Source organism: Streptomyces sp. NPDC059169 (genome assembly GCF_042755225.1).
Taxonomy (GTDB): Bacteria; Actinomycetota; Actinomycetes; order Streptomycetales; family Streptomycetaceae; genus Streptomyces.
The window spans coordinates 253,277-265,037 of sequence record NZ_JBHZCF010000001.1 but is presented as its reverse complement, the minus strand read 5'-3'; the positions used below and the strand labels follow the sequence as shown (position 1 = coordinate 265,037).

The window sequence follows — 11,761 nt, the reverse complement described above, 5'->3', positions numbered from 1 at the left end:
TCCCTGCTGTTTGCCTATGGCCGCGGCCGGGCGGTGCCATAGGCCCCCCCTCCCCCCCCCCCCGCCTCTGCGCGCTCCCTGGAGGACATCTGCGACCACGTCCTCAACACGCTCGACACCCGGCACGGAGAGGACGACATCGCCCTGCTGATGGCCCGCATCCAGGGGATGCCGACCGAGGCGGTGGGCGACTGGCGGCTGCCACGCGAGCCGCGGTCCGTGGGCCGTGCCCGTGAGCTGGCCCGCGCGCAACTGGTCGCCTGGGAACTCGAACCGCTCGTCGACACGGTCGAACTGCTCGTCAGCGAACTCGTCACCAACGCGCTGCGCTACGGCGAAGGGGAGATTAGGCTGCGACTGTTGCGCGACCGGACCCTCGTCTGCGAGGTGTGGGACGCCGGGCTGGTCCAGCCGCGGCGGCGGCGCGCCCGGGACACCGACGAGGGCGGTCGCGGGCTGCAATTGGTCGGCCTGCTCAGTGCCGCCTGGGGCTCGCGACGCACCCCCCGTGGCAAGACCGTCTGGTTCGAACTCGCCCTGCCGGACGGGAGCCCGACGGCGGAGCCGAGCGTGGAGCAACTGCTCAGCATGTTCTGACCGCTCGGAACGGAGTCCGTCGTCGGTCGACGCCTCGCGACGCCGATCGCCGGCCCTCCCGGCGATCCGCCACCCGGTGGGCGACGTGGGGCGGTGAGGTCCCGGTACGCCGACTCGACGTACGACCGGGAGGCAGGGCTGCGGCGCGCCGGTGCGTGACGCTTCGGCCCGCGCCTGAAGTGGCCGCGGCGGAGCGACGCCGCACCGCCCGTGCTCCTGTGCGTCGTTCCCCCGCCGCACCCGGCGGCGTCCCGGCGGGGCGGGCCCGGTGGCCCGCCCCGGCGCGTGGCGCGCTGGCTCAGGAGCCCGCGTTCCGCCGCCGGATCTTGCTGCCCAGCCACACCAGCGGGTCGTACTTCCGGTCCACCGCGCGTTCCTTGAGCGGGATCAGGGCGTTGTCCGTGATGTGGATGCCCTCGGGGCACACCTCCGTGCAGCACTTGGTGATGTTGCAGTAGCCGAGGCCGTGCTCCTCCTGCGCCGTGCGCTTGCGGTCCAGGCCGATGTCCTCGGCCGCGTCGAGGGGGTGCATGTCGAGTTCGGCGACGCGCATCAGGAAGCGCGGACCGGCGAAGGCCGCCTTGTTCTCCTCGTGGTCGCGCACCACGTGGCAGGTGTCCTGACACAGGAAGCACTCGATGCACTTGCGGAATTCCTGCGAGCGGTCGACATCGGTCTGCTGCATGCGGTAGTCACCGGCCGCCACCCCCGGGGGCGGCACGAAGGAGGGGACCTCACGTGCCTTGTCGTAGTTGAACGAGACGTCCGTGACCAGGTCGCGCATCACCGGGAAGGCCCGCAGCGGGGTGACCGTGATGGTCTCCGCCCGGTCGAAGACCGACATCCGGGTCATGCACATCAGCCGTGGCCGACCGTTGATCTCCGCACTGCACGAACCGCACTTGCCCGCCTTGCAGTTCCACCGCACTGCGAGGTCCGGGACCTGGGTGGCCTGCAGCCGGTGGATGATGTCGAGCACGACCTCGCCGTCGTGGACCTCGACCGTGAAGTCCGCGAGGCCACCGCCCCCCTGGTCGCCCCGCCACACCCTGAACCGAGCGTCGTACGTGCTCATTCGTACAGCTCCTCTTCGGCGAGGTACTTGACCAGCTCCTCCTTTTCGAAGAGGGCGAGCAGGTCGGGGCGAATGGGATCCGTCGTCTTCCGTTCCAGGTGGATCTGACCGCGCGCCGGGCCCGTGGTGTCCCCGGCCGCCGGGGCGACGGGGGAGCCGGCCAGCCGACACAGCAGATTGACCCGGCGCCACTCTCGTTCCATCGCGGGGTAGTCCTCGCGGGTGTGGCCACCGCGGCTCTCGGTGCGCTCCAGGGCGGACCGGGCGACGCACTCGCTGACCAGCAGCATGTTCCGTAGGTCCAGCGCGAGGTGCCAGCCCGGGTTGAACTGGCGGTGGCCCTCGACCCCTGCGCGACGGGCACGGCCCCGGAGATCGGCCAGTTTCTTCAGGGCCTGCGCCATTTCGCCCTCGCGACGGATGATGCCGACCAGGTCGTTCATGGTCTGCTGGAGCTCCTGGTGCAGGGCGTACGGGTTCTCCGGGGCGGCGCCGGTCTCGGGGCCCTCCGCGGTGAACGGCCGGAGCGCTTCCGCAGCTGCCGCATCGATCTGCGCCTCGTCGACGGACGGCCGTCCGCCCGCGAGGCCGACGGCGTGCTCCGCCGCGTGGAGTCCGGCACGGCGGCCGAAGACCAGTAGATCGGAGAGCGAGTTGCCGCCGAGCCGGTTGGACCCGTGCATACCGCCCGCGACCTCGCCCGCGGCGAACAGCCCGGGGACGCCCATCGCGGCGGCGGTGTCCGAGTCGACGGCGATGCCGCCCATCACGTAGTGGCAGGTGGGTCCGACTTCCATCGGCTCGGCGGTGATGTCCACGTCCGCCAGTTCCTTGAACTGGTGGTACATGGACGGGAGCCGGCGCTTGATCACCTCTGCGGGCATCCTGGTGGACACGTCGAGGAAGACCCCGCCGTGCGGCGAGCCGCGGCCCGCCTTCACCTCGGCGTTGATCGCCCGGGCGACCTCGTCACGCGGGAGCAGTTCGGGCGGTCGGCGGTTGTTGTCCGGGTCCTCGTACCAGCGGTCGCCCTCCTCCTCCGTCTCGGCGTACTTCTCCTTGAAGACGTCGGGGACGTAGTCGAACATGAACCGCTTGCCGTCGGAGTTGCGCAACACCCCTCCGTCGCCGCGCACCGACTCGGTGACCAGGATCCCCTTCACCGACGGGGGCCAGACCATCCCGGTCGGATGGAACTGGACGAACTCCATGTTGATCAGCGGCGCACCGGCGAGCAGCGCCAGTGCGTGCCCGTCGCCCGTGTACTCCCAGGAGTTGGAGGTCACCTTGAACGACTTGCCGATGCCGCCGGTGGCCAGAACCACCGCGGGTGCCTCCAGCACGAAGAAGCGTCCGGACTCGCGCGCATAGCAGAACACCCCCGAGACATGGCCCGAGGAGTCGCCGTCGGCGGCCCCGGCGTCCTTGAGCACCCGCGTCACCGTGCACTCCTGGAAGACCTTCAGCCGTGCCTCGTAGTCGCCGAACTCGCGCTCGTCCTCCTGCTGCAGGGAGACGATCTTCTGTTGGAGCGTCCGGATCAGCTCCAGGCCGGTCCGGTCCCCGACGTGGGCGAGGCGCGGGTACTCGTGTCCGCCGAAGTTCCGCTGGGAGATCCTGCCGTCCTTGGTGCGGTCGAACAGCGCACCCCAGGTCTCCAGCTCCCAGACCCGGTCGGGAGCCTCCTGGGCGTGCAGTTCCGCCATCCGCCACTGGTTGAGGAACTTCCCGCCGCGCATCGTGTCGCGGAAGTGGACCTGCCAGTTGTCGTGGGCGTTGACGTTCGCCATGGAGGCCGCGATGCCGCCTTCGGCCATCACGGTGTGGGCCTTGCCGAAGAGGGACTTGCAGATCACCGCGGTGCGGGCGCCCCGCTCGCGAGCCTCGATGGCGGCCCGCAGTCCCGCGCCGCCCGCACCCACGACGACGACGTCCCACTGCTGCCGGTCGAGCTCAGTCATCAGAAGAACCTCGGATCGTCGAAGACACCGCTGGCGAGCAGATAGACGTAGAAGTCGGCGAGCGCGACGCTGACGAGCGACGCCCAGGCGAGCAGCATGTGGCGTTCGTTCAGCTTGCTGACCCAGCCCCAGAAGCGGTAGCGCACCGGGTGCTTGGAGAAGTGCCGCAGCCGCCCGCCGATGATGTGGCGGCAGGAGTGGCAGGAGAGGGTGTAGCACCAGATCAGCACGATGTTGACGAGGAAGACCAGGGTGCCGAGGCCCATGTGCCCCCACGCGTAGCTCTCGTCTCGGAAGGCGAGCACGGTGTCGTAGGTGAGGATGCCCGCGACCGGCAGTGCCAGGTAGAAGAAGTACCGGTGCAGGTTCTGCAGGATCAGCGGGAACCGGGTCTCGCCCGAGTACCTCGTGTGCGGCTCGGCGACAGCGCAGGCCGGGGGCGACGCCCAGAAGCCCCGGTAGTAGGCCTTCCGGTAGTAGTAGCAGGTCAGGCGGAAGCCCAGCGGGAAGATCAGGATCAGCAGGGCGGGGGAGAGCCCCCACCAGCTGCCGAAGACCTCCCAGTTGGGACCGCCCTTCATCGGAACGCAGTTCTCCGCGAGGCACGGTGAGTAGAACGGCGAGACGTACGGCGCCGCGTAGTAGTCACTGTTCGCGAAGGCCCGCCAGGTCGAGTAGACGATGAAGGCGAGCAGCCCCGCCGCGGTCGCGGCGGGCGCGAGCCACCAGCGGTCGGTCCTGAGGTGGCGGGGGGCGATGGCGGCGCGTGAGGCGCCGTGCACGCCTGTATCGGTGTGAGGTTCGGTGCCTGTGGCCAACGAAGTCTCCTAGGGCGCGTGCCGGTCGCGCGCACCCAGGCCTTCGTCGTCCGAATCCGTCCACAGCGTGCTGTCGTACGGGGTGTCGGGAATGGTGACCAGGTCTTCGGGGCGGTTGACCGACTGGGCACGGGTGGCGTCCTCACGCACCTGCGTGAGGCTCCGCTCCAGCCGATCGACCGTTCGGACCAGGTCGTCGAGACAACGCTTGACCGCTGTCAAATCGTCCTGCAGGGACATGTATTGCCCTCACTTCCGCGGTCGCGGTGGCATGCGGTTCTGGGGGTGTCCCCAGAGGGCTCTGTGTGCGCCTGCGAGTGTTGCGCGTCACGTCCCTTGTTGTGAAGGCGTGTGCACCGATTCGCCGTGCGCGCCACCCGTAAGGGGCGCCCCCATTGGGCCGCACGGGTGGCGTTTGCCGGCCGCCTCGTCGTGTCGGCGTCGCACCCCGCCATCCGTCACGTTCAGTGTATGCGCAATAGGTGTGATCATCTCAAAATTCAATGAATCGCCTACATCATACGTATCGCCATGCAAGTGGATGAAGGGGTAGAAGCCATGTCCAGTGTCGGCGCCCCGGGCGGGAGGGCATGCTCCCGTACGCCTCGCACACGCACATCCCGTTCCCGGACGCCCCGCACCCGCGCCCTGCGCTCCCTGGCGTTCCTCACGAGCGGTGCGCTCGCCTTCCCGCTGCTGGCGGGCTGCAGCACGGACGACGAAGATGCGGCGGCCGCCCAGGCTCCGATCGACATCGCCCCGGCCGCCCGCGACCAGATCGAGCAGGGCGGAACCCTGCGCTGGGCGGTCGACGCCGTACCGGCAACGCTCAATGCCTTCCAAGCCGACGCCGACGACGCCACCGTGCGCGTCGCGGGCGCGGCGCTCCCCTCGCTCTACACCCTCGACCAGCACGGCCGACCCCAGCGCAACGCCGACTACCTGGAGTCCGCCAAGGTCGTCGAGCGCGAGCCGCGGCAGGTCGTCCTCTACAAGCTCAACCAGCAGGCCGTCTGGAACAACGGACGGGAGATCGGGGCGCCCGACTTCGTCGCCCAGTGGCGCGCCCTGAGCGGCCAGGACTCGGCGTACTGGACGGCGCGCAACGCAGGCTACGACCGGATCGAGAAGATCGAGCGCGGTGCGAGCGACCTGGAGGTCCGGGTCACCTTCGCCAAGCCCTACGCCGACTGGCAGTCGCTCTTCACCCCGCTGTACCCGAAGGAGGTCATGGGGACGCCGGCCTCCTTCAACGACGGTGCACGGTCCAAGCTGCCGCTCTCCGCCGGCCCCTTCCAACTGCAGTCCGTCGACACGAAGGGCGGCGCCGTCACCCTCGTCCGCAACCCCCGGTGGTGGGGGGCGCCGGCCAAGGTGGACGCGCTCGTGTTGCGCGCCGTGCCCTTCGGCCGGCGCGCCGCCGCGCTCGCCACCGGAGCGGTCGACCTGGCCGAGATCGACCGCGGCGTCGCGGACCGCATCGCCGTGGCCGCGCGCAACGCGGGGGCACAGGGAGGCGCGGCGGCGCCACCACCGACCAAGTCGCTGAAGACCCTGCCGCCCGCGCCGGGAGCGCCGGCGGACCGTGCGGGCGCCACCGGGCTCGGGCGGGAGAGGAACGAGTCCGCCCTGGAGCACCTCGCCGCCGAGCAGGTGGCCCTGCGCGCGTTCGACGTCCGCAAGACCCTGGAGCCCGCCTACACCCAGCTCGCACTGAACGGCGAGTCCGGCCCACTCGCGGACGACCGGGTGCGGCGCGCCGTGGCGCGCGCCCTGGACCGCGAGAAGCTCGCCGAGACGGCTCTCAAGCCGCTGGGGCTGCCGGCCCGGCCCGTCGGCAGCCATCTCGCGCTCGCCGGGCAGGCGGGCTACGCCGACAACAGCGGCGCGTTGGGCGGCCAGGACACCGAGGAGGCACAGGCGCTCCTCGCCGATGCGGGCTGGACCCGGGAAGGCGCGCCGACGCGACGGCCCGACACGAAGGCGGGGCCCGAGCAGACCCCCGCGGCGAGCAGCCCCGCGGCGAGCGGCTCGCCCGCGCCCGGAGCCGTGGTGAGCAGTCCGGCCGCCGCGGGCACGGGCGTCGGCAGCCCGGCCGTGAGCAGCCCGCCGACGGCGCCCGCGCCCGCGGCGGGAAGCCCCTCGGCGCTGGCTTCGGCACCGGCTTCGGCACCGGCGGCGGCCGCCCCGGCGTCCGGCAGCCCCGCCGTGCAGCCCCCCGCCGTGCAGCGCCCGGCGGCCGGGCACGGCATGTACGCGCGGCCCGGGGCCGCCGCACCCGGTGTCGCGCCGGACGAGGGCAGCCCCGTGGCGGGTGCCTACGCACCCAGGGGCACGCTGGCCCCGGGGAAGGGCGAGGAGACCCCGGTCCCGGGCCCGCTGGGCAAGGACGGCAAGGAGCTGACCCTGCGCTTCGTCCTGCCCGCTGGCCCCGGCTCCGAGCAGTCGCGTCTCGTCGGTGACGAGATCGTGAGGATGCTGGAGAGGATCGGCATCCGCACGGAGATCACCAAGGTCGCCGACGACAGCTACTTCAAGGACCACATCGCGTCCGGTGCCTACGACCTGGCGCTCTTCTCCTGGCCTGCCTCCGCCTTCCCGGCGACCGACGCGCGGCCGATCTTCGCCAAGCCGGTACCGGCCAGCGACGGCTCCCTGCTGGTGGAACAGAACTACACCCGGGTGGGCACGGACCGTATCAACCAGCTCTTCGACCAGGCCGTTTCCGAGCTGGACGAGGGCGCGGCCCGGGAGCTGATGAAGCAGGCCGACGCCAGGATCTGGGCGGCGGCCGCCTCGATCCCGCTCTTCCAGCGGCCGGAGCTGGTGGCGGCCAAGCACGACCTCGCCAATGCGGGCGCCTTCGGCTTCGCGACCCCGCGCTACCAGGACATCGGCTTCAGGAAGGCCAAGGCGGCGTTGAACGGCAAGAACCACTCGTGACCCACGGAAATGCGGTGGAGCCCGAAGAGAGGTCATCCGGCCCCGACGGCGGGCCGTGACCACCAGGAACAGCACGTTCCCCTGCCCGCCGGCACCTCGGGCGGGCAGGGCCGTATCCGGCACCGGTTCGGGGCGGGAACCGCTTCGCGCGGCGGCCCCGTACCATGGGACTCAGCCGTGGCGCGTCCGCCCGGCGGGCGTATTGAGGAAACAGACGCCGCATCCCACGATCCGAGAGAAGCGCACGCCACCCATGCCCACGCGCCACGACATCCGCAACGTCGCCATCGTCGCCCACGTCGACCACGGCAAGACGACCATCGTCGACGCCATGCTGAAGCAGGCCGGTGCCTTCGCCGCGCACCAGCTCGACTCCGTCGACGACCGGGTCATGGACTCGAACGACCTGGAGCGTGAGAAGGGCATCACGATCCTCGCCAAGAACACGGCGGTGAAGTACCACCCCAAGGACGGCGGGGCCCCGATCACGATCAACATCATCGACACCCCCGGCCACGCCGACTTCGGCGGAGAGGTCGAGCGGGGTCTGTCGATGGTCGACGGCGTCGTGCTCCTGGTGGACGCCTCCGAGGGGCCCCTCCCGCAGACCCGCTTCGTGCTGCGCAAGGCGCTCCAGCGGCGGATGCCCGTCATCCTGTGCATCAACAAGACGGACCGCCCGGACTCGCGGATCGACGAGGTCGTCAACGAGACCTACGACTTGTTCCTCGACCTGGACGCCGACGAGGACCAGATCGAGTTCCCGATCGTCTACGCGTGCGGCCGTGACGGCGTCGCCTCCCTGACCAAGCCCGAGGACGGCACGGTCCCGGCGGACAGCGAGAACCTGGAGCCGTTCTTCTCCACCATCCTGGAGCACATCCCGGCCCCGACCTACGACGAGGGCGCCCCGCTCCAGGCCCACGTCACCAACCTGGACGCCGACAACTTCCTCGGCCGCATCGCGCTGCTGCGCGTCGAGCAGGGCGAGCTCCGCAAGGGCCAGACCGTCGCCTGGATCAAGCGCGACGGCTCGATCGCCAACGTCCGCATCTCCGAGCTGATGATGACCGAGGCACTCACCCGCAAGCCCGCCGAGGTGGCCGGCCCCGGTGACATCTGTGCCGTCGCCGGCATCACCGACATCATGATCGGCGAGACGCTGGCCGACCCGGAGAACCCGGTCGCCCTCCCGCTGATCACGGTCGACGAGCCCGCGATCTCGATGACCATCGGTACGAACACCTCGCCGCTCGTCGGCCGCGGCGGCACCGGCAAGGGTGCGGACAACAAGGCCGCGGTCAAGGACCGCAAGGTCACTGCCCGTCAGGTCAAGGACCGTCTCGACCGCGAGCTGATCGGCAACGTCTCGCTCCGCGTCCTCGACACCGAGCGCCCCGACGCCTGGGAGGTCCAGGGCCGCGGTGAGCTGGCGCTGGCGATCCTGGTCGAGCAGATGCGCCGTGAGGGCTTCGAGCTGACCATCGGCAAGCCCCAGGTGGTCACCAAGGAGGTCGACGGCAAGGTCCACGAGCCGGTCGAGCGCATGACGATCGACGTGCCCGAGGAGCACATGGGTGCGGTCACGCAGCTGATGGGCGTCCGCAAGGGCCGCATGGACAACATGTCCAACCACGGCTCCGGTTGGGTCCGCATGGAGTTCGTCGTCCCGTCGCGCGGCCTCATCGGTTTCCGCACGGAGTTCCTGACGAACACCCGCGGTACGGGCATCGCCCACTCGATCCACGAGGGTCACGAGCCCTGGTTCGGCACCCTGACGACCCGCAACAACGGTTCGCTGGTTGCGGACCGGTCCGGTTCGGTCACGGGCTTCGCCATGACGAACCTCCAGGAGCGGGGCGTCCTCTTCGTCGAGCCGGGCACCGAGGTGTACGAGGGCATGATCGTCGGCGAGAACTCCCGCTCCGACGACATGGACGTCAACATCACCAAGGAGAAGAAGCTCACCAACATGCGCTCCTCCACGGCGGACGTGGCGGAGTCGATCGTCCCGCCGCGCAAGCTCTCGCTGGAGCAGTCCCTGGAGTTCTGCCGTGACGACGAGTGCGTCGAGGTGACGCCCGAGGCCGTCCGCATCCGCAAGGTGAACCTGGACGCCCGCGAGCGTGCCCGTGCCGCCTCCCGCGCCAAGCACGGCTGACGCGCGGTCAGACGTCGAGCGGCCCCTCGCAGTGACAACTGCGAGGGGCCGCTCCGCATGCGCCGACGGCGCATGCGTGTCAAACCATTTTGGATCACCAGGTGTCCGCATATCGGCTGCGGGTCTCCGTTAGGTGGGTTAACGGTCCGTTTCGCGGCTGTCTGTCTGTGATCCTTTTGTCCGGATTTTGGGCCTCTGGGGTCGGCTGATGTTGTCAAACCGAGACTCTTTAAGTGTGGTTTACGGCCCGAACGTACTCAATAGTTGGCTTCACTGAGCTCGGGTCAATGGGTCACGCGCTGTGGGGAGCGCCGACTCACGAGCACTCGGGGCGCGAGAAGGCCATCGCCGTCAGGGGTGTCGGCGATCTTTTTGTGCCCTCCTTGAAGTGAACAACTCATGAGGAGGAAACCCATGCGTGGTGCCAAGAGCGCCAAGTGGGTCGCGGGCGCGGTTCTCGTCGCCCTGGCGGCTACCGCCTGTGGCGGAAACGACGACGGCGGTAAGGGTAAGGGGTCCGCCGCCGGTGGCGGTACGTTCCGTATGGGCACCACCGAGCCCAAGAACATCGACCCGGACCTCGCCAGCGAGTCCGGCGGCATCGCGGTTGCGAACGCCCTGTTCACCGGTCTGTTCGCGAACACTCCGGACGGCAAGGCCGTTCCGGCCCTGGCCGAGTCCGCCACGCCGAACGACGACTGCAGCGAGTGGACCTTCAAGGTCAAGGGCGGCACCAAGTTCACCAACGGGGAGCCCGTCGACGCCGCCGCCTTCGCTCGCGGCTGGGCCCGTGCCTCCCACAAGGCCGCCGCGTCCGACGTCGCCTACCACTTCGCTGGCGTCAAGGGCTATGACGAGCTCCAGGCCGGCAAGGCCACGACCTTCTCCGGTGTCACCACCCCCGACGCCGGCACCATCAAGGTCGCGCTGAACGCTCCGGACTGCGAGTTCCAGCTCAAGACCGCGCACAACGCCTACAGCCCGATGCCCAAGGTCGCCAAGGTCGGTGTCGAGGACAAGGCGTTCGGCGAGGCCCCGATCGGCAACGGCCCGTTCAAGCTCTCCGGCAAGTGGGAGCACAACAAGCAGATCGTCCTCGTCCGCAACGACGACTACGGTCTGGAGAAGGCGAAGCTCGACAAGGTCGAGATCAAGCTCCTGAGTGACGCCAACGGCCAGCAGCTCGAGTACGAGGGCTTCCAGGCGGGCGAGTTCGACTACGCCCACATCCCCACCCCGCAGCTGAAGGCGGCCGAGGCCACCTTCAAGCCGCAGGGAAAGTGGTTCGAGAAGGACACCAACGGCCTGAACTACATCCTGCCGATCGGTGACACCGCGCCGCTGAACTCGAAGGAGGCGCGTATCGCGATCTCCTACGCGATCGACCGCGACGCCGTTGCCAAGGGTGTCTTCCAGGGCTTCCAGACCCCGGCCAGCGCCATCGTGCCCCCGGCGTTCCCGAACGCCTACCAGAAGGGTCTGTGCGGCTCCTGCCTGAAGTCGGACCCGGCCAAGGCCAAGGAGTACGCGGCCAAGGCGGGCCTGAAGCCGGGCACCACCGTGAAGTTCACCTTCAACACCGGCGCGGGCCACGAGGAGTACATCCAGGCATTCGCCAAGCAGATCGAGAACGTCCTCGGCCTGAAGGTCGTTCTCAACGGCAAGGACTTCCCGGGCATGCTCAAGGAGCAGCAGGCCAAGGGCGCGAACGGTCTGTACCGCTTCGCCTGGGGCGCGGACTACCCGACCCCGGACAACTTCCTGTACCCGCTGCTGCACACCAAGTCGATGGGCAAGGACGACAAGGGTGACGTGCTCGGTGACAACCGTGTCCGTTACAGCAACCCGACCTTCGACAAGCTGATCGACCAGGCCCGCGCCACCAAGGACGAGGGCGCCCGCATCAAGCTCTACCAGCAGGCCGAGAAGATCGCCATGGACGACATGGCGCTCATCCCGACGTTCAACCGGACCCAGTTCCGTCTGATGGCGACCGACAAGTTCAACGGCTTGGACGACATCAACTTCAACGAGGACCCGATCTTCGAGGAGATCTCTCTCAAGAAGTAAGGCGCGTCCGGCGGAGCAACCGTCAGATGAGAGTCGGGGGGGGCCGGAGGTGGCGGGGGCCGGAAACCCCCACGACGACACGCCTTTTTCTCCCCCCCCCCCCCCCCTCTCCCCCCCCCCCCCCCCACCCCCCCTC

General features: G+C 69.5%; 7 protein-coding genes and 1 pseudogene (1 of these 8 only partly in view). 4 read left to right on the top strand and 4 right to left on the bottom strand.

From position 1 onward, the window contains the following. Positions 1-597 (top strand): annotated as a pseudogene (locus tag ACFXOM_RS01145) (SpoIIE family protein phosphatase); it begins 2,068 nt to the left of the window's first position. A 298-nt stretch (positions 598-895) separates the two neighbouring features. On the opposite strand, the gene ACFXOM_RS01140 reads toward ACFXOM_RS01145, so the two are convergent. From ACFXOM_RS01140 to ACFXOM_RS01125, 4 genes are read right to left on the bottom strand one after another with little or no spacing between them, the layout of a single operon-like run. Next, positions 896-1,672, bottom strand: a complete 777-nt coding sequence (locus tag ACFXOM_RS01140; RefSeq protein ID WP_384932067.1) for a succinate dehydrogenase/fumarate reductase iron-sulfur subunit — start codon at positions 1,670-1,672, stop codon at positions 896-898. Then, positions 1,669-3,633, bottom strand: coding sequence for a fumarate reductase/succinate dehydrogenase flavoprotein subunit (locus ACFXOM_RS01135; RefSeq protein WP_384932064.1), 1,965 nt, complete (start codon positions 3,631-3,633; stop codon positions 1,669-1,671). The genes ACFXOM_RS01140 and ACFXOM_RS01135 overlap by 4 nt, the downstream gene beginning before the upstream one ends. After that, positions 3,633-4,451 carry a hypothetical protein gene (locus tag ACFXOM_RS01130; RefSeq protein ID WP_384932061.1) on the bottom strand — a complete coding sequence of 273 codons (819 nt, stop codon included), beginning with the start codon at positions 4,449-4,451 and terminating at the stop codon, positions 3,633-3,635. Before ACFXOM_RS01130 ends, ACFXOM_RS01135 begins: the two co-directional genes overlap by 1 nt. Before the next feature lie 9 nt (positions 4,452-4,460). Beyond that, positions 4,461-4,691, bottom strand: a complete 231-nt coding sequence (locus tag ACFXOM_RS01125) for a hypothetical protein (RefSeq protein ID WP_384932059.1) — start codon at positions 4,689-4,691, stop codon at positions 4,461-4,463. Positions 4,692-5,009: 318 nt separating this feature from the next. Here ACFXOM_RS01125 and ACFXOM_RS01120 point away from each other — a divergent pair, with 318 nt between their 5' ends. From ACFXOM_RS01120 to ACFXOM_RS01110, 3 genes are all read left to right on the top strand, one after another. Then, positions 5,010-7,394 (top strand): ABC transporter family substrate-binding protein, encoded by a 2,385-nt coding sequence (locus ACFXOM_RS01120; protein WP_385036698.1) that lies wholly within the window; start codon positions 5,010-5,012, stop codon positions 7,392-7,394. A gap of 253 nt (positions 7,395-7,647) precedes the next feature. Next, on the top strand, positions 7,648-9,555 hold the full coding sequence (gene typA, locus ACFXOM_RS01115) for a translational GTPase TypA (protein WP_384932053.1): 1,908 nt from the start codon (positions 7,648-7,650) through the stop codon (positions 9,553-9,555). A 414-nt stretch (positions 9,556-9,969) separates the two neighbouring features. After that, positions 9,970-11,625: an ABC transporter substrate-binding protein gene (locus ACFXOM_RS01110; protein ID WP_384932051.1), complete on the top strand. Its 1,656-nt coding sequence runs from the start codon at positions 9,970-9,972 to the stop codon at positions 11,623-11,625. The last annotated feature ends 136 nt before the right edge of the window (positions 11,626-11,761 follow it).

Excerpts from the sequence above, each read along its gene's own strand:
- ACFXOM_RS01140 (WP_384932067.1), bottom strand. The coding sequence starts at position 1,672 with ATGAGCACGTACGACGCTCGGTTCAGGGTGTGGCGGGGCGACCAGGGG.
- ACFXOM_RS01135 (WP_384932064.1), bottom strand. The coding sequence starts at position 3,633 with ATGACTGAGCTCGACCGGCAGCAGTGGGACGTCGTCGTCGTGGGTGCG.
- ACFXOM_RS01125 (WP_384932059.1), bottom strand. The coding sequence starts at position 4,691 with ATGTCCCTGCAGGACGATTTGACAGCGGTCAAGCGTTGTCTCGACGAC.
- ACFXOM_RS01120 (WP_385036698.1), top strand. The coding sequence starts at position 5,010 with ATGTCCAGTGTCGGCGCCCCGGGCGGGAGGGCATGCTCCCGTACGCCT.
- typA (WP_384932053.1), top strand. The coding sequence starts at position 7,648 with ATGCCCACGCGCCACGACATCCGCAACGTCGCCATCGTCGCCCACGTC.
- ACFXOM_RS01110 (WP_384932051.1), top strand. The coding sequence starts at position 9,970 with ATGCGTGGTGCCAAGAGCGCCAAGTGGGTCGCGGGCGCGGTTCTCGTC.